This is a genomic window from Mesorhizobium sp. WSM4829, from assembly GCF_055811475.1.
In genome coordinates this window covers 215020-232066 of record NZ_JBVVQJ010000006.1, presented here as the reverse complement: position 1 = coordinate 232066, position 17047 = coordinate 215020, and the positions used below count along the sequence as shown (strand labels likewise).

The window sequence follows — 17047 nt, the reverse complement described above, 5'->3', positions numbered from 1 at the left end:
TTCGTCGACTGGCGCGAGCGCAAATCGGCGAACGCCATCCTGGACGAACTGCGCGGCGTCATGGCCGGCATTCCCGGCGTCGACGTTGAGGTTCGCGTGCCCGAGGCCGGCCCGCCCACCGGCAAGCCGATCCAGATCAGGCTGTCAGCCGTCGACCCGAAAGGCCTCGACGACAAGGCGCGCGCCGTCGCCGCGCGCATTGCCAAGGTGCCCGGTGTCATCGATATTTCCGACGGCCTGCCGCCACCCGGCGTAGACTGGGCGCTCGACGTCGATCGCGCCAAGGCGGCGCAATACGGCATCAGCCCGACCTCGGTCGGCACGGTTGTGCAACTGGTGACGAACGGGCTGAAACTCAGCGAATACCGGCCGGCCGGTGCGGACGACGCCGTCGACATCAGGCTGCGCCTGCCCGAGGACCGGCGCACGCTGTCGACACTCGACGACCTCAGGGTGCAGACGTCGCAAGGGTCGGTGCCGATCTCGAATTTCGTCGTGCGCAAGCCCGAGCCGACCGTCGGCATCCTCAACCGCATCGATGGCGCGCGCACCGTGGTCGTCCAGGCCAATGTCGCCGCCGGCGAGCAGGTCGCTTCTGTCCAGCAGCAGGTCAGCCAGGCTGTCGCCGAAGTGGATCTCGGCAGCGGCATACGCTGGAAGCTTGCCGGCTCGAACGAGGACAGCGCCGAGGCCAGCGCTTTCCTCAGCAAGGCCTTTGGCGCGGCGATCTTCCTGATCTTCCTGGTGCTTCTGATGCAGTTCAACAAGTTCACCAGCGTCTGGCTGGTGCTGTCCTGCGTGGTCATGGCGACCGTCGGCGTGTTCCTGGGATTGCTGTTGACTGGAGAGGCGTTCGGCATCGTCATGTCGGGCATCGGCGTCATCGCGCTGGCCGGCGTGGTGGTGAACAACAACATCGTGCTGATCGACACCTACGACCGGCTGCGCGAAGAGGGCTGGGACAAGATGGACGCGGTGCTGCAGACTTGCCGCGAACGTGCCCGCCCGGTGGTGCTGACGGCGGTGTCGGCGATCCTCGGCGTGCTGCCGATCGCTTTCGGCCTCGGTCTCGAAATCTTCCATCACGAGACGACGATCAACGCGCCGTCGACGCAATGGTGGATTTCACTATCCTCGGCGATCGTCTTCGGCCTGTCCTTCGCCACCTTGCTGACTCTGGTGGTGACACCGTCGATGCTGATGGTGTTCACGCGCAGCAAGAACAGCCGCTTCTATGCATTCTTCCGTCGGGTGTTCCGGCGCGGGACGCCAGCCGATGCGACAATGGAGACCTCCGCAGGGCCGGGCTTGCTCGACAAGCCGGCGATCGACTTCCCGAAGGCCGCCGAATAGGTCGCTCCCTTCAGCCCAGGTAGAAAAGGCCGCCGGGAACAACCCAGCGGCCTTTTGCATTGTCCTGTCATGGAATGCCTCAAAGCGGGGAGTTTCTCATGACGCTCAGCACCATTCTCATCATCATTCTGATCCTCATTCTGATCGGCGCGGTACCGGCATGGCCTCATTCGCGTTCCTGGGGTTATGGTCCCTCCGGCATCGTCGGCGTCATCCTGATCGTGCTGCTGGTGTTGCTGCTGATGGGCAGGATTTGACCCGGAGTTTGGTGTGCACGAATGCTACAGCGCTGCGCGTCCTTTTGGACTCACAGCGCTGTAGCATTTGATTTTGCGCATGGTCCTTTGCGATCGCGACAACTCTCGGCCATGCGCCGCGAGGTTCGCACCAGCGTGCGCATCCGCCGTGTCGCGGATTTCCTCTACGAGGAGTTGAAGCGCTATTCGGCCGGGGCCGCGTCAGGCGCGAATTCGGCGCGGTGAGCGAGCCCGGCCATCAAGAATACGACGACCAGCAGTCCCGACAAAGCGACGAAGATCGGACCGAAGCTTGAATGCTCGGCGATGAAGCCGATTGCCGACGGCGCCACCAGAATGCCGGAATAGCCCATTGTGGTGACGACGCTCATGCCGGTGCCGGACGACATGCCTTCCTGGTTGCCGCCGGCCGAAAACAGGATCGGCACCATATTGGCGATGCCGAAGCCGCAAAAGGCAAAAGCTGAGATGGCGAGCCAGGGCGAGGGCGCCAGACCCGCCACCAGCATGCCGGCAGCGGCGACAAGCGCCGAGACGCGCAGTGTCGTCACGGCACCGAAACGGTTACGGACGCCGTCGCCAACGAAGCGCATGACGGCCATGACGCCGGAAAAAGCGGCGTAGGCCAAACCAGCTACGGCGAGGTCGGTGCCGAGTTCCTGTTGCAGGTAAAGCGCTGCCCAGTCGAGCACCGCACCCTCGGAGATCATCGTCATCAGCGCCATCAGCCCAACCAGATAGACCAGCGGATTTCCAGGCAGCGCAAATTTGCGATGCCCGATTACCCCCGAGGACGCTTGGGGCGGCTTGTCCTCGGCGATCAGGTAGCGGACTGCCACTGCAATCACGGCGAAAGCGAGCGCCGTCACCACCGTCGCATGGGCGAGATGACCGTAATTCTGGATGGCGAGGCCACCGAGAGCGCCGCCGGCGAAACCGCCAAGGCTCCAGAAGCCGTGCGAGGACGACATGATGGCCCGGGACAAGCGCCGTTCCACCGTCACCGCATTGGCGTTCATGGCGACATCCATGCCGCCGATCGACCCGCCGAAGATGAACATGGCGATGGCCGCCAGCGGCACGTTGGGAGCCAGCGCCACAACCAGCAGGCCGAAGCTGCCGATGAGGCCGAACCAGCGCAGCACGCTGCGCGACCCATGCCTGGAGATCAGGTGGCCGCACCAGGTCATCGCTGTGACCGCGCCGGCGCCGAACAGCAGGATCAGCAGGCCAAGCGTGAACTTGCTGATATCCAGCCGGGTCAGCACCACCGGGATCTGCGGCGCCCAGGCGCCGGTCAGAAAGCCATTGGCCAGGAAGATGGCCGCCACGGCCCATCGTCCACGAATGGCGGCCGGCATGCGGTTTAGCGTGTCCATCGTGTAGAATCCGATGCGAAAAATAGTTTCGCGCCGCAAATTAGATCGATTCAATTTGCAGTCAAGCGCTGGTTCTTGAAAAGTGCTTGGGCCAAACGGCTCGCTTGCACCCAGGTTGATGAAGCCGATCTGGTCGGGCTTTGTTCGACCACGATCTTGTCCGAAAACCGGTTTCCACTTTTTGGGATCGTGGTCTCAGTGATCCCTGGGGCGTCTTGCCTCGAACTCGGCCTTCTTGGCATTGGAGGCGTCGGTCTGGTTGAGCGCCTGCCATTCGGCATAGCGCATGCCGTAGATGATCTCGCGCGACTGGTCCTTGCTGAGATCGACACCCTCGGCCTCGGCGGCGTCGCGATACCAGTTGGACAGGCAGTTGCGGCAGAAGCCGGCGAGATTCATCAGGTCGATGTTCTGCACGTCAGTGCGTTCACGCAGATGCGCGACCAGCCGGCGGAAGGCGGCGGCTTCGAAATCGCGTTTCTGCTCGTCGCTGAGTTCGGTCATGTGTTCTTGGCCTCCTTGGGCCTGCTTAGAGCGGCCCGGTGCGCGAGCCGAATCGTGTGACCTGATGTATATCGGGACGGCGGTTGAGCGCGTCAACGATCGGCGCCAGCCGTTCGGCCCAGGCGACCGCATCCTGCCGATCGGCGATCAGGTCCTGACGGATTTCGATCAGCGCATGGGCAAATCCGTTGACGATGGCATGTCTGAACATGGTGTCGCCACGCAATGCGCCGTCATAGGGCTCGTTGTCGCCGACGATAAGGCTTTTGTCCTTCGCAAGCATGTCGATCAGCGGCCGCGCCACCCGGTCGTCGCGATCCCACAAGATGCCAACATGCCAAGAGCGCACGAACCCCTGCATGAACGGGGTGAAGGAATGCACCGAAAGGATAAAGGGGGCGTTTGCGCAAGCCTGCGCCACCGAGGCGATCATGGCGCCGACCGCATCGTGATAGGGTCGATAGAAGCGGTCGAGCCGCCTTTCACGTTCTTTCAAGGTAAGTGGATAATTCCCCGAAATGACGGTGCCGTCATAGAGTTGGCGGATCAATGTCGGATCGTCTTCGCCGCGATTGGGATCGATCAGAAGCCGCGAAAAATTGGCGAGTACCGCCGGCACGCCGAGCAAAGCGGCCAGTTCGCGCGTCACCGTCTCGACACCGATGTCGTAAGCGATATGGCGGTCGAAGTCCGCCGCCGGCAGGCCGAGGCTGCCATACTCTTCCGGCAGGTCGCGACGGGCGTGATCGGCCAGGAGCACAATGCCTCGCTTGCGATCGCCTTCGACGACGTCGAAAGGCGCGAAAACTGTGGATCGGGTCATCGGCGGGAAATGGTCTGTTCGCTGGCTTCGGGGGAGGATGGTATCCTCATTCCACGAAGGGGACGATTACGCAATGCCGTCGTTTGGCCACGGTTTCTGCGGAAATCTGGCAGAAGGCGACTGACCGTGCGCTAGAGGCCTTTCTAAATCGATTGGAATTGAGCAAAAGGGCGCGTTGACATGCGCCCGGACTTTTCCGAAAAGGGGCGTTGAGAGATGCAAATGTGGTTCTTGAGAGGTTTCAGGATGGGTTCCGCCGGCAGGCCGCGTGTGCGCTATGCCTTCGCCATGCCGTTCCTGACCTTCGCTGTGGGCCTCGCCGCGATGGTTGCTGCCTCGCCGGCGCGCGCCGATTTCCGTGTCTGCAACGCCACCCAGAACCTGGTCGGCGTCGGCATCGGCTATCGCGCCAAGGCCGGCTGGATCACCGAAGGCTGGTGGCACATCGAGGGATCGAGCTGCAAGACGTTGATCGAAGGGCCGCTGTCATCAAGATTTTACTATCTTTATGCAGAAGACGCCGAGCGCGGCGGGCGCTGGGATGGTCCGATCAACATGTGCGTGGCCGAAAAAGAGTTCAAGATCGCCGGCGTTAGCGATTGCGTCGCCCGGGGCTTCCAGCGCGCCGGATTCCAGGAATATGACACGGGCGAGCAGGCAAGCTGGATGGTCCAGCTGACCGATGACCCCGCAACGGGGGGCGTTCCAGCCGCCCCGGGAACAAACAGTCAATGAGACGCAGCCGCAAGGTCAAGATACTCGCCACCATCGGTCCGGCCTCCTCCTCCGAGGACATGCTGAAGAAGCTTTTCGAAGCCGGCGCCGACGTGTTTCGCATCAATATGAGCCACACCGATCATGAGTTGATGCGCACACTTGTCGGTCGCATCCGCACCGTCGAGAAAGCGGTCGGCCGGCCGATCGGCATTCTCGCCGACCTGCAGGGACCCAAGCTTCGGGTCGGCAAGTTTGCCAACGGCAAGGAGACGCTGACACTCGGCCAGACCTTCACGCTCGACGACAATCCCGAGCCCGGCAACTCGACCAGGGTCTATCTGCCCCATCCGGAAATCCTGAGATCGGTCGAGGCCGGCCACCGTCTTTTGATCGACGACGGCAAGCTCGAGCTGAAGGCGGTGGAGAGCGACGGACAGGCGATCGTCTGCACCGTCGTCGCCGGCACCAGCATCTCCGACAAGAAGGGCGTCAGCCTGCCCGACACCGACCTGCCGGTCGGCGCGCTGACCGAAAAGGACCGCAGCGATCTGGATGCTGTGCTGGCCACCGGCGTCGACTGGGTGGCGCTGTCGTTCGTGCAGCGGCCGGAGGATCTGGCGGAAGCGCGCAAGATCGCGCGCGGCCGGGCGCTGATCATGGCCAAGATCGAAAAGCCGCAAGCCGTCGCCAGGCTGGCCGAGATCATCGAACTTTCGGACGCACTGATGGTTGCCCGCGGCGATCTCGGCGTCGAAATGCCGCTCGAAGCCGTGCCCGGCATCCAGAAGCAGATCACCCGCGCCGCGCGCCGCGCCGGCAAGCCGGTGGTGATCGCCACGCAGATGCTGGAATCGATGATCACCGCGCCGGTGCCGACCCGCGCCGAGGTGTCGGACGTCTCGATCGCCGTGTTCGAAGGCGCCGACGCCATCATGCTCTCGGCCGAATCCGCGGCCGGCGCCTACCCGGTCGAGGCGGTGGCGATGATGAACCGCATCGCCAGCAAGGTCGAAACCGACCCGACCTATGCCGGCATCATCAATGCGCAGCGCTCGGAGCCGGAAGCGACCGGCGCCGACGCCATTTCGCTTGCCGCCCGCGAAATCGCCGAGACGCTGAAACTGTCGGCGATCATCAGCTATACGGCGTCCGGCACGACCGGCCTGCGCGCCGCGCGCGAGCGGCCGCAGGTGCCGATCGTCGCCCTGTCGCCGATCGTCAACACGGCGCGGCGGCTATCGCTTTTGTGGGGCACACATTGCGTCGTCTCGCCCGACGCCATCGACCTGGACGACATGGTCGACCGCGCCTGCCGCATCGCTTTGGACGAGGGGTTCGGCAAGCCCGGCGACCGGGTCATCATCACCGCCGGCGTGCCGTTGAGGACGCCCGGCTCCACCAACATGCTGCGCATCGCCTATGTCGGATCGGACGTGCAGGCCCGCCGCTAGGCTTGACCGTCGCTTCGAATGATTTCGGTTGCTCTAAATTGGCGCGAGTTCGGCCTCCGGGGCTTTGATGTCGGCGCATTTGCCGGCACCGTAGGTGTCGCCGGCGATCCTGATTTCCACGGCCTTCGCCATTGCCTGGAGGTCCACGTCCCTGCCGGCGACCTTTTCGATCGCGCCGACAACGAGATCGGGTGCTATCCAGTCTGGCTTGTGGCCGAGATTGCGGACCCAGACCAGTTCGGCCCCGGCGATGTCGCGGACGAGGCCGACCGAATGGATCGTTGCATAGACCACCTTGTCGCGGTCGCCCGAGATGACCACAGTCGGCGCCTTGATATCGCGGTAGTGCGGTGCGGCATCGAGCGTGTAGCGATAAAGCCCGGCGACATCGGTGGCGTTGGCACGAAAGGCGTTCGGCCGAAGCACCAGCGGGATCGCGACCTCGGCGACATAGAAGTCCGGCACCTTGTTGGGGGCAAAGACGCAGGCGGTGGCGGCATTCATCTGCAGCGTTCCCGACGGATAGGTCAGCGTTTCGGAAAAAAGCCGGCCGACGATCGGAATGGTCGTCAAATTGTAGTACCAGGCGGTCGCGCCGCCCGGCCAGGGATGGGTGGCAGGCGCCATGAACACCAGGCCGAGCGTCTTGTCGGGATGCTCGCGGCCGAAGGCGGTGGTCACCGAGCCGCCGAAGGAATGGCCGGCGATGATGGCTTTCCTGATGCCGAGATGGTCCATCAGCGCTGCGATGGTGCTGGCCTGTGCCGATGGGGTCTCGTTGTTGCCGGGGCCGCGCGCCGACCAGCCTGCACCCGGGCGGTCGAAGAACAGCATCTCGCCACGGCCTTCCAGCAAGGGCCTCAACGGCAGCATCTGATCCCTGAGATTGGCGCTGGCGCCGTGGATAAAGACGATCGGCGGCAGTTCGGCGTTTTCCCCGGCCGGAACGTGAACGTAGTGGATGCGGGCACCGTTTATATCCGCGAAGTCGCCGATCGGCGGATTGCGGCGCTCGATCAGCCATGAACCGGCGCGGGTGACACCTGCAAGGGTGAACACAAGCGCCAGGAGGAAGGCGAGCGCGGCGTAGATCGGGTTCATGGAGAGAGGTACGGACCGGAGCGAAATTAGTTCACAGTCTAGCTAAAAAGACTTTCACTCAAGTGGATTTGTCCGCCAACCTCATATCCCTTCGCCGGCAAGTTCTTCGGAAAGCGTGCCGACCTGATCCTGGGCACTGCGCATCATCGGATAGATGCTGAGCACGCGCTGCCAGGCTTCCAGCGCCGACTGCTTGTGGCCGGTTACCGCCATGATCTGCGCCAGGCCGGACAGCGCGCCAAAATGGCGCGGCTCGAGCTGCAGCGTGCGGTCGATGTCCGCCATCGATTTCCCAAAGTTATTCATCATGAAATGTACGGTGGCGCGCCGGTTCCAGCCTTCGGCATAGGCCGGTTGCAACGTCACCACCTGGTCGAGGAAGTCGAGCGCCACGTCGAACTTCTTGTCTTCGGCCGCCTTTTGCGACCATTGCATCATCAGGTCGATCGAGGCGCTGCCGGATTGCGACCACTCGTGCGAGATGCGCGCCGCGATGCGCTCGGCGGCTTTTTCATTGCGCTCGCGCTTCAGGTCGACAAACAGCTGGTCGAGCCTTTCCTCCCTGGTCGTGGCAACCGGAGGGGTGGCCGGGTCTTCCGCTTGAGCCGGAAGCGGGGCGACACCGAAAAGAGAAAGCGCCGCGAAGAATGCAAAATGAATCCGCATGACCGGAATCTAACCCCGGACAGCGGATCGTCAAACTGAATTTAGCGTGAAAGGGCCGGCAGGCCGGTATTAGAGCGCCACGCGTCCTTTTGGACGCGTAAACGACGCTCCAGCATTTTGAACTCCTCGCATCGTGTTTTCCGAAAATCGATTCCGATTTTTGGGTCGATGCGGTACATCATGCAGGCGCTGAGGCAGGCCGCCCCAACGCGAAAAGGCTCAGCCCTGGCGCGCCTTGTAGCGCGGAGCGGTCTTGTTGATGATGTACACGCGGCCCTTGCGGCGAACCAGCTGGTTGTCGCGGTGACGCGCCTTGAGCGCCTTGAGCGAATTCTTGATCTTCATGGTCTTGCCCGTCGGTCTGGGCCCGCTTGGGCCGAATTATTAAGGCGCGCTCGGAAAGCGCGCCTCTCAACTTGTGCGTGGCTCATAAACGAGGAGCCTTGCCCGTGTCAACCAAGCATGTGGCGGAGTATGAGTTTCTGCCCTATCGACGGCATTAATGCATGTCGCATAAAAGTGCGCAGCGGTTTTGCGATAACGATATGCATAAAACAACAACCTAAAGCGCGTCGCGTGAGGCCGGTCAAATGCGACGCGCTTTAGAGCGGCGCCGTCGAATAGCCTCAACGGTATCGGCTCATTCGCGTAAAATGGCCCATCTTGCGGCCGGGGCGTGCCTCGGCCTTGCCATAGAGATGCAGCATCAGATCGGGCTCGGCGAGCAGGGCCGGGATGCGCAGGATATCGTCGCCGACCAGGTTTTCCATGACGCAGTCAAAATGGCGGCCGGGATTTCCCAGTGGCAGGCCGGCGACAGCGCGAATGTGCTGCTCAAACTGCGAGACGATGCAGGCGGCCTCCGTCCAGTGGCCGGAATTGTGAACGCGCGGCGCGATCTCATTGGCCAGCAGCGCGCCGCCGGCAAGGACAAAGAACTCGATGCCGATGACGCCGACATAGTCGAGCGCGGCAAGTATCTCTGCTGCCGCCGCCTGCGCTGCAGCGGCGGTTTCGGACCCTATCCCGGCGGGCAGGGTCGAACTGTGCAGGATGCCGCTGCGGTGGACGTTTTCTGCCGGATCGTAGGCGGCGAGCGAACCGTCCATGCCGCGCGCCGCGATCACCGAAATCTCGCGTTCGAAGGCGACGAAGGATTCGAGGATCAGCGGCACGTTGCCCATCGCCTCGCAGGTGCCGGCAAAGCCCCCCGTTTCCATATTGCGGAAGACGCGCTGGCCCTTGCCGTCATAGCCCATGCGTCGCGTCTTCAATATGCCGCTGCCGTTGAACTTTTTCAGCGCCGTCGTCAATTCGTCGTCATTGTCGACGGGGCAGAAATCCGCGGTGGGAATGCCGATGCCGTTGAGGAATTTCTTCTCCGCCACCCGGTCCTGCGCTACTTCCAGCGCGCGCGCCGGCGGGTAGACCGGGACCGTGATGGCAAGCGCGCTGGCGGCCATGACCGGAACGTTCTCGAACTCGTAGGTGACGACGTCGCTGACTGCAGCCAGTTCGGCGAGCGCGGCCGTGTCGTCATAAGCGGCAGTGATCTGCCGGTTGGCGACCTGTGCCGCCGGACAATCCGGCTGCGGCTCCAGCACGACCGTGCGGTAGCCGAGGCAGGCCGCGGCCATCGCCAGCATGCGGCCGAGCTGGCCGCCGCCGATGATGCCGATGGTCGATCCGGCGGCCAGGCTCATGGCGTGTCCGTGGGCTCGGCGGCGACCTTGGCGGTCTGGGCGGCGCGCCAGGCATCGAGCCGGGCGGCGAGCTTTTCGTCGGTCAGCGCCAGCACGGCCGCAGCCAGAAGGGCGGCATTGGTGGCGCCCGCCTTGCCGATGGCCAGCGTGCCGACCGGAATGCCGGCCGGCATCTGCACGATGGAGAGCAGCGAATCCTGCCCGGAAAGCGCCTTCGATTCCACCGGCACGCCAAAAACCGGGAGCGGCGTCATCGCCGCCGTCATGCCGGGCAGGTGTGCCGCACCACCGGCGCCGGCGATGATCACTCGAAAGCCGGCCGCCTTGGCACCCTTGGCGAAGTCATAGAGCCGGTCGGGGGTGCGATGGGCCGAGACGATCAGCCGCTTGTGCGGAACGCCCAGCGCCTCCAGCGTTTCGGCGGCGTGGCGCATCGTCGCCCAGTCGGACTGGCTGCCCATGATGATGGCGACGTCGGCACGTTGATCGTCCAAGCTTCTGCTCCCGGCGGCAAAGGCGCGCCTTAGCGGAATTCGGGTCCGACGGCAAGGATGCGCTGCCTCTGCGCAAGCGTCCTGGCGCGAGGCGCCATTATTACCTAATCCGGCCAGCGCAAGGCGCCGGCGCTATCCTTGCGGGCCGACTTCATCGCATCCGCCGGACGCTCGGCCACGCTCAACACGGCCCGCAGGCGTTCGGCGACGATTTCCGCCTCGCCGGGATGGAGATTGCACGGGTCGAGAAAGAAGTGACCGCGCTCGACCTCGTGGTTGCGCACGATAATGGGAGGCGAAACGGCCGCCAGCGCCGAGGCAAGACCGGCTGCGGTGAATCCGCTTTCGGGCGCAACAAACACCTGCAGGCGGTCGAGCGGATTGCCGGTCGGATCGGGAATGACATGCGCGGCGATGCCGGGCAGGCCCAGCAATGCGTCCTTCCACAGATCGAGCGCCGCTTCTTCCCGCTTGCGGATGCCGGCGTGATCGCGCCGCTCCCAGGCCTCCAGTGCGGCCATGGTGCCGGCGATGCTTTCCTTGCCGACCTTCATCGCCCGCGCAACGCCACGGACCTGCAGATAGGCGGCGCGCACCAGATCCTTGCGCCCGGTGACGATGCCGCTTGTCGGTCCTGAGAGGAATTTGTGTCCGCTATAGACGACGATGTCGGCGCCGCGCGCGAGAAAGCCGCGCAAATCGTATTCGGAGGCGGCGTCGACGATCACCGGGACGCCTTTGGCGTGGCAGATCTCGCAGAACTCCTCGAGCGAGAGCATGCCGTATTGCACCGTGTGATGGGCAACGACATAGAGGCCTGCTGCGGTGCGGTCGCGGATCGCCTCGCGCACATGATAATCCTGAGTCACGCTGACCGTACCGGCCGGTACGGTCCTTGCCCCGGCAAGCCGGATCGACTGGTCGATCGGCGCGCCGTAGTTGACGATGTGGCCGAGTTGGACGATGACCTCCGACTTGAGGCCCTCGGTGTCGTCCGGCAGCCGCTCGATCGCCAGAAGGTTGGTGCCGGTCATCGTGCCGGCAATGGCCATGGTGATGCCGCTGGCGCAGCACGCCGTGATGAAGCCGGCCTCGCCGCCGGTGAGGCGCGCGACAACCGTGCTTGCGGCGCGCTGCAGATCGTCCATCTCCACCCATTGCGAGGCGATTTCCGACATAGCGGCGATCGCTTCAGGGACGATGATCGAGGCGCCGAGCGCCGTCATCGTGCCGGAGACATTGATGATCGGGCGAAGGCCGAGCCGTTCGCGGATTGTCGTGTTGGAGCCGTTCGCGGAATAGGTTTTCATCTCTGGAGGTCCCATTGGTAGACTTCAGGCGGCGATCTCGACGACCGCCTCGATTTCCACGGTGATGTTGCCCGGCAGGGAGCCGACACCGATCGCCGAACGGGCGTGCCCGCCGATACTATCAAAGACAGCGGCGAAAAGATCGGAACAGCCATTCACCACCTTCGGATGGTCGCTGAAGGTCGGGATCGCGTTGACGAAGCCAAGCAGCTTGACGACGCGCACGATGCGGCTGAGGTCGCCTGCCGCAGCGTGCATGACGGCGAGCAGGTTCAGACCGGTGAGTCGGGCATGCTTGTAGGCCTCTTCAACCGTGACGTCCGCGCCGACCTTGCCGGTGCAAAGCGTGCCGTCGGGGCGCAATGGCCCTTGGCCGGAGAGGAAGATCAGCCGTCCGCTTTCGGCGTGGGTGACGAAGTTGGCGATCGGCGTCGGCGGCTCGGGCAGCGTCAGGCCCAATTCGGCGAGCCGGATGTAAGGCGTCATGAAAAGGCTCCTTGCGACAGCTTTCGCCGTCCGATGTCAGAAATGCGAGGCACGAAACCGCGCCAGGAAACTGCGGAGACGCTCATTGTCGATCTCCGCGCCCAGAATCTCGGCGGGCGGGCCTGCGGCGCTGACGCCGCCATCTGCCATGAAGATGATGCGGCTCGAGGCATCGCGAGCAAAGGCCATCTCGTGCGTGACCATCACCATCGTCATGCCGTCCTCGGCCAGACTGCGCACGACCTCGAGCACCTCGCCGACGAGTTCCGGGTCGAGCGCGGAGGTTATCTCGTCAAGAAGCAGGATTTTTGGCTCCATCGCCACCGCGCGGGCGATGCCGACACGCTGCTGCTGGCCGCCGGAAAGTTCGGCCGGCAGGCTGTCGGCCTTGTGGGCAAGGCCGACCCGGCCGAGCCAGTGCTCGGCAATGGCGCGGGCCTCGGTACTGCTCTTGCCGCGCACCTTGCGCAGGCCAAGCATGATGTTGCCGGCCGCCGTCAGGTGCGGAAACAGATTGAAACTCTGGAACACCATCCCGGTTTCGGCCCGCATCTTCGCCAGGTCACGCTCGCTGCGGCGCTGGCGTGTTCCCGTGTCGCGGAAGCCGACCTCCTTGCCGTCGATGCGGATGGAGCCGCTGTCGTAGCTCTCCAGGAAGTTGACGCAGCGCAGCAGCGTGGTCTTGCCGCTGCCGGAAGGCCCGATGACAGTCACCACCTCGCCGCGCGTCACCTCCAGGCTGACGGAGCGCAGGACCGCGACGGATCCAAAGGATTTGGAAACCTCGGAGACATCGAGAAGCGCCGGATTGGCGGGCGTGGCGATGGGCATCTTGCTATTCCCGGATGAAGGAGAAACGCCGCTCCAACCGTCGGCTGGCCAGGGAGAGCGCGTAATTGACGGCGAAGTAGATGACCGCGCCGAGGATGTAGAGCGGCATCGCTTCGTAGGTGCGGCCGATGACCTGGTTGATGGCATGCATCAGGTCGGTGATGCCGAGCAGCGAGACCAGCGCGCTGCCCTTCACCGCATCGGTGACGCCATTGATCCATGGCGGCAGGAAACGCCTGAACGCTTGCGGGAAGATGACGTAGGCCAGTCGCTGGCGAAAGGTCAGCCCGATCGCCATCGCCGCTTCGGACTGCCCCTTCGGTATGGAACCGACCGCACCGCGCAGATACTCGATGACCTGCGCCGTCTTGAACAGGGTGAGCGCCAGCACGGCTGCCCAGAAGGATTCCAGATGGAGGCCGACGGCAGGCAGGCCGTAATAGACGAAGAAGATGAGCACCAGGATCGGAATGCCGCGAATGGTATCGCTGAAAATGCGCACTGCCCAGCGCAGCGGAGCCGGGCCATAGACAAGGCCGACGCCCATCATCACGCCGGCGACGAGCGACAACACCACGACCAGCAGCGACACCCATAGCGTCACGGCAAAACCCTGGGCCAGGAAGGGCAAGGCATAGGCGATCTGGCCAAGCATCCTAGTGCGCCGCCCTGAACCGGCGCTCGACAAGCCGAAGTGCAAAAAGAAGCGCGTAGCCGGTCAAGAGATACATCGCCGTCACCACAAGGTAGACCTCGACAATGCGGAAGGTGTTGAAGTTGATCCACTGGGCGCCGTAGGTGAGTTCGGGCACCGAAATGACCGACGCAACGGACGTGTCCTTGAACAGCGACAGGAACGTGTTGGAAAGCGCGGGCAGCGTTATGCGCAGCATTGTCGGCAGGCGCACATGGACCAGCCTTTGCCATGGCGTCAGGCCGATCGCCTTGCCGGCGTCGAGCTGTCCGCGCGGAACCGCTTCGAGCCCCGAGCGGAACACCTCGACCAGATAGGCGCCGCTATAGAGCGACAGCGTGGCAATGAACGAGGTCTGCGCGCTATAGGCAATGTCGACCACCGTCGGCAGGCCGTAGAAGACGAGATAGACGAGCAGGATCAGCGGCACGTTGCGGATGAACTCGACATAGGCGGCGATGACGGTCCGCACCGCACGCCCGGCCGACACGTACCAGACCGCCAGAAGCAGTCCGATGAGGATGCCGATCGCGATGGAGATCACGGCCAGCTCGAGGCTGAGCAGCAGCCCGCCCCAAAGCTTGTCGAAATGCCGCCAGATCAGGTTGAAGTTCAGGGTATAGCCCATGTGTCCCTGTGATATCGAGGGCTGTCGACGATAAGCCGCGGAAGGGCGCAAGCCCTTCCGCCTGCTTGCATCAGATGACCGGGAAGCCAGGATGGCGCGCCGGCGGCTCCTGTCCAAAATAGTCCTTGAATGCAGCGTCGTAGAGCGCCGTCTCATGGCCGAACATGGCGGTGGTGAAGGTCGTGTTGACGAAGGTCAGCCAGTCGAGGTCGCCTTGCCGAAGTGCGGCGCCGTAAAGCATCGAGAACCAGCTCTTGCCGGCATCGAAGTATTTGTCCGGATTACGCGAGGCGAGCCAGCGAACCGTCGACAGATCGACGGCGGCGGCGTCGACGCGTTTCGATTCCAGTGCCTGCAGCACGTTGGCCTGCGTGTCTATCTGCATCACCTGCGACTCCGGCAGGACGATGTGCACATTTGCCTCGGCATCGACATTCTGCAGGATGGAAACCCGCGTCGCCGAACCGCCGGCAAGCAGCTTGTCGAAGGTCTTGTTTTCGGCGTTCGGAAGGGTCAGCAAGGCGATGCCTTCGACGTAATAGGGCCGGGAGAAGTGGATCAGCTGCGAGCGCTGGGCGGTCATGGTCATGAACTGGATCGAAATGTCGACCTTGTTGGTGGTCACGTTCGGAATGCGCTGGGCCGGATCCTGCATGACGAACTCGACCTTGGTCGTATCGTCGAAAAGTCCCTTGGCAAGAATGCGCCCCATGGTGATGTCCATGCCGACCAGTTCGCCGGCATCGTTTTCAAAGTGCCAGGGCGCGTTGGTGCTGCCGGTGCCGACGATCACCTTGCCGCGATCGAGAACGGTGCGCAGCAGGCTGTCCGGTGCCGCCTGCGCCGCCGCCTTCTGAACATCGACTGTTGTCGCTGCGCCCACCACTCCGGCCGTTGCAAGCCCGGCCAGTTTCAGAAAATCACGTCTTTTGGATGTGTCGTTCACGGCGACCTCCTTTTCGTGTTGTGTTCCCCTTTGCCGATACATGCATCGGTAATCTGCTAGATTGTCTCTTACAAAAGACACATGTATCCTGTACGAGACAGATACTAACACCAGGAATCAGCAATGCAAGATGGCAATGGCTTGGCAGTTCGGCCGGACGCTGGTCCGGACGAAGACAGGATTGCGGGCTCCCGCGAGAAGGGTCTCAACCGCGTGCTCCATATCCTGGAGTTTCTCCATGCGAACCAGCGAGCGATCGGGATTGGCGATCTCGCCAAGGGAGTGAATGCGCCGCGCTCGACGATCTACACGCTTGTGCGCTCGCTCGTGGATGCGGGCCTGCTGGAAATGGCCGGCGACGGCAATCGCGTCTATTTCGGGAAGAAGCTTTATCTCTACGGAATGGACTATGTGCGCGGCAACGACCTGCTCAGGAGAGGGCGTCAGGAAGTCGACAATCTTTCGCGCGAGACAGGCGAGACCTCCGAATTGTGCATGCTGCAAAACGGCCGCTACACGATTGTCCATTCAAGCCCGGGCACCAGGCCGTTCCGGATCAGTTCGGCCACGGGTCTGCAGATACCGCTTCCCTGGACCGCTTCCGGGCGGTTGCTTCTCGCCGGTTTCGAACGGGCGGTGATCGAAGACATGGTGTCCGAAGACGATCTCGTCCTGCCGGATGGCCGCAGATTGCTGCTGGACGACTTCATAGAAGATATCGCTACGGCCGGGGCTACCGGCTACTGTGTGACCTCCGGTCTTGTCGACGCCTATACAAAGTGCCTTGCCGCGCCGGTCTTTTCAGCTGCCGGCAAGGTCGAGGCGACGATATGCCTGGTGGTTCCCATCGACACTTCCGAGGAAAAGACCGGCGATCTCATCGCCCTGCTACGCGAACGCGCCGCGAGGCTTTCGATCACGGGATGAGCAGGATTTGTCGCGACCGCAAGTGGGATTCGCTCACGCGATGATGTCGGGGATGATCCGGTCTTCCAGCGCCATCAGCCGATCTTTCAGGAAGAGCTTTTTCTTCTTCATGCGCTGGATCTGCAGAGGGTCGCAGCCCATGGCGATCATCGCGTTGATCGCCGCGTCGAAATCGGCGTGTTCTTGCTTCAGCCGAGAATATTCGAGGCGGATATCGGCCTGTTCCTGTTCGGACATTATTTACCGTCTGCACGTCTGCGGCGCCCAAAAATGGGCCTGATTGGGCGAGGCCGGAGGTATCTTGCACCGGCGCGCAGCCAATACCACATTTCGTATTGTCGTGGAATGCTACCACGGAGCATTCGACATCGGTGCCCGATAGTGGCACACTGTCATTATGCCGTCACAGAAGCGAAATTGCGGTGGGACGCGCCTTGACGGCTGCAATCGAGGAAACCATGAAAGGGAGAACCAATCATGTCTCTTGCATCCCATCTTGATGAGCTGCAGCGGAAACACGGCGACATCGAACGCGAAATCGATGATGCGATGAACCATCCATCGGTCGACGACCTCGAAATCGTGAATCTCAAGCGGCGCAAGCTGGCGCTCAAGGACGAGATTGAGAAATTGAAGGCGAAACCGAAACCCACCACGCACTGACGCTCATCTACGGCGCTGCGCGTCCTTTGGACGCGCAAAGGGCGCTGTCGTGCTTCTGATTTTGGCGCATGATCCTTTCCGAAAATCCTTTCGGTTTCGGGGTCATGCGGGGAC

21 protein-coding genes and 1 pseudogene are annotated in these 17047 nt (G+C 62.9%); 7 read left to right on the top strand and 15 right to left on the bottom strand.

The features are described from left to right. The 3 genes and pseudogenes from AC0L17_RS08830 to AC0L17_RS08820 all read left to right on the top strand — a co-directional run. A partial coding sequence (locus AC0L17_RS08830) for an efflux RND transporter permease subunit (protein ID WP_473515513.1) occupies positions 1–1353 on the top strand: 1353 nt, incomplete at its 5' end. A gap of 98 nt (positions 1354–1451) precedes the next feature. Further along, complete coding sequence (locus AC0L17_RS08825) at positions 1452–1610, top strand: DUF3309 family protein (protein WP_091593346.1); 159 nt, start codon at positions 1452–1454, stop codon at positions 1608–1610. A gap of 108 nt (positions 1611–1718) precedes the next feature. Further along, a pseudogene (locus AC0L17_RS08820) lies at positions 1719–1835 on the top strand (LysR family transcriptional regulator); the annotation flags it as partial. Here AC0L17_RS08820 and AC0L17_RS08815 read toward each other — a convergent pair. The 3 genes from AC0L17_RS08815 to AC0L17_RS08805 form a co-directional block, all read right to left on the bottom strand. Further along, positions 1793–2989, bottom strand: coding sequence for an MFS transporter (locus tag AC0L17_RS08815; protein WP_473515512.1), 1197 nt, complete (start codon positions 2987–2989; stop codon positions 1793–1795). The pseudogene AC0L17_RS08820 and the gene AC0L17_RS08815 overlap by 43 nt on opposite strands. A 195-nt stretch (positions 2990–3184) precedes the next feature. Further along, on the bottom strand, positions 3185–3493 hold the full coding sequence (locus AC0L17_RS08810) for a DUF1244 domain-containing protein (RefSeq protein ID WP_473515511.1): 309 nt from the start codon (positions 3491–3493) through the stop codon (positions 3185–3187). A 25-nt stretch (positions 3494–3518) separates the two neighbouring features. Next, positions 3519–4316: an N-formylglutamate amidohydrolase gene (locus AC0L17_RS08805; RefSeq protein WP_473515510.1), complete on the bottom strand. Its 798-nt coding sequence runs from the start codon at positions 4314–4316 to the stop codon at positions 3519–3521. A 246-nt stretch (positions 4317–4562) separates the two neighbouring features. Here AC0L17_RS08805 and AC0L17_RS08800 point away from each other — a divergent pair, with 246 nt between their 5' ends. Continuing rightward, positions 4563–5051 carry a DUF1036 domain-containing protein gene (locus tag AC0L17_RS08800; protein ID WP_023797022.1) on the top strand — a complete coding sequence of 163 codons (489 nt, stop codon included), beginning with the start codon at positions 4563–4565 and terminating at the stop codon, positions 5049–5051. Next, positions 5048–6484 (top strand): pyruvate kinase, encoded by a 1437-nt coding sequence (pyk, locus tag AC0L17_RS08795; protein ID WP_023797023.1) that lies wholly within the window; start codon positions 5048–5050, stop codon positions 6482–6484. Before AC0L17_RS08800 ends, pyk begins: the two co-directional genes overlap by 4 nt. A 33-nt stretch (positions 6485–6517) precedes the next feature. On the opposite strand, the gene AC0L17_RS08790 is transcribed toward pyk, so the two are convergent. The 11 genes from AC0L17_RS08790 to AC0L17_RS08740 form a co-directional block, all read right to left on the bottom strand. Then, positions 6518–7585: an alpha/beta fold hydrolase gene (locus AC0L17_RS08790; RefSeq protein ID WP_473515509.1), complete on the bottom strand. Its 1068-nt coding sequence runs from the start codon at positions 7583–7585 to the stop codon at positions 6518–6520. A gap of 81 nt (positions 7586–7666) precedes the next feature. Further along, the gene (locus AC0L17_RS08785) at positions 7667–8251 is read right to left on the bottom strand and encodes a tetratricopeptide repeat protein (protein WP_473515508.1); all 585 of its coding nucleotides are present in this window, start codon (positions 8249–8251) and stop codon (positions 7667–7669) included. Between the two features lie 219 nt (positions 8252–8470). Continuing rightward, positions 8471–8596 (bottom strand): type B 50S ribosomal protein L36, encoded by a 126-nt coding sequence (gene ykgO, locus AC0L17_RS08780; protein ID WP_006327841.1) that lies wholly within the window; start codon positions 8594–8596, stop codon positions 8471–8473. A gap of 281 nt (positions 8597–8877) precedes the next feature. Next, a complete protein-coding gene (locus AC0L17_RS08775) occupies positions 8878–9954 on the bottom strand; it encodes a 5-(carboxyamino)imidazole ribonucleotide synthase (protein WP_473515507.1) in 1077 nt (358 codons plus the stop codon). Beyond that, complete coding sequence (gene purE / locus AC0L17_RS08770; RefSeq protein ID WP_473515506.1) at positions 9951–10448, bottom strand: 5-(carboxyamino)imidazole ribonucleotide mutase; 498 nt, start codon at positions 10446–10448, stop codon at positions 9951–9953. The genes AC0L17_RS08775 and purE overlap by 4 nt, the downstream gene beginning before the upstream one ends. A gap of 104 nt (positions 10449–10552) precedes the next feature. Continuing rightward, positions 10553–11758 (bottom strand): aminotransferase class V-fold PLP-dependent enzyme, encoded by a 1206-nt coding sequence (locus tag AC0L17_RS08765; RefSeq protein ID WP_473515505.1) that lies wholly within the window; start codon positions 11756–11758, stop codon positions 10553–10555. Between the two features lie 24 nt (positions 11759–11782). Next, positions 11783–12244: a RidA family protein gene (locus AC0L17_RS08760; RefSeq protein ID WP_473515504.1), complete on the bottom strand. Its 462-nt coding sequence runs from the start codon at positions 12242–12244 to the stop codon at positions 11783–11785. Between the two features lie 36 nt (positions 12245–12280). After that, the gene (locus AC0L17_RS08755) at positions 12281–13075 is read right to left on the bottom strand and encodes an amino acid ABC transporter ATP-binding protein (RefSeq protein ID WP_473515503.1); all 795 of its coding nucleotides are present in this window, start codon (positions 13073–13075) and stop codon (positions 12281–12283) included. A 4-nt stretch (positions 13076–13079) separates the two neighbouring features. After that, the gene (locus AC0L17_RS08750) at positions 13080–13730 is read right to left on the bottom strand and encodes an amino acid ABC transporter permease (RefSeq protein WP_077380470.1); all 651 of its coding nucleotides are present in this window, start codon (positions 13728–13730) and stop codon (positions 13080–13082) included. A gap of 1 nt (position 13731) precedes the next feature. Next, the gene (locus AC0L17_RS08745) at positions 13732–14397 is read right to left on the bottom strand and encodes an amino acid ABC transporter permease (protein WP_023797032.1); all 666 of its coding nucleotides are present in this window, start codon (positions 14395–14397) and stop codon (positions 13732–13734) included. Between the two features lie 70 nt (positions 14398–14467). After that, entirely contained in the window at positions 14468–15343 is an 876-nt protein-coding gene (locus AC0L17_RS08740; protein ID WP_091593538.1) for a transporter substrate-binding domain-containing protein, read from the bottom strand. Positions 15344–15466: 123 nt separating this feature from the next. Here AC0L17_RS08740 and AC0L17_RS08735 point away from each other — a divergent pair, with 123 nt between their 5' ends. Continuing rightward, positions 15467–16270 carry an IclR family transcriptional regulator gene (locus tag AC0L17_RS08735; protein ID WP_473512227.1) on the top strand — a complete coding sequence of 268 codons (804 nt, stop codon included), beginning with the start codon at positions 15467–15469 and terminating at the stop codon, positions 16268–16270. 33 nt (positions 16271–16303) lie between these two features. Here AC0L17_RS08735 and AC0L17_RS08730 read toward each other — a convergent pair whose 3' ends face one another. Beyond that, positions 16304–16507 (bottom strand): YdcH family protein, encoded by a 204-nt coding sequence (locus AC0L17_RS08730; RefSeq protein ID WP_023797035.1) that lies wholly within the window; start codon positions 16505–16507, stop codon positions 16304–16306. 240 nt (positions 16508–16747) lie between these two features. Between AC0L17_RS08730 and AC0L17_RS08725 the strand changes: the two genes are divergently transcribed. Continuing rightward, positions 16748–16933, top strand: coding sequence for a YdcH family protein (locus tag AC0L17_RS08725; RefSeq protein ID WP_023797036.1), 186 nt, complete (start codon positions 16748–16750; stop codon positions 16931–16933). Positions 16934–17047: the final 114 nt, after the last annotated feature.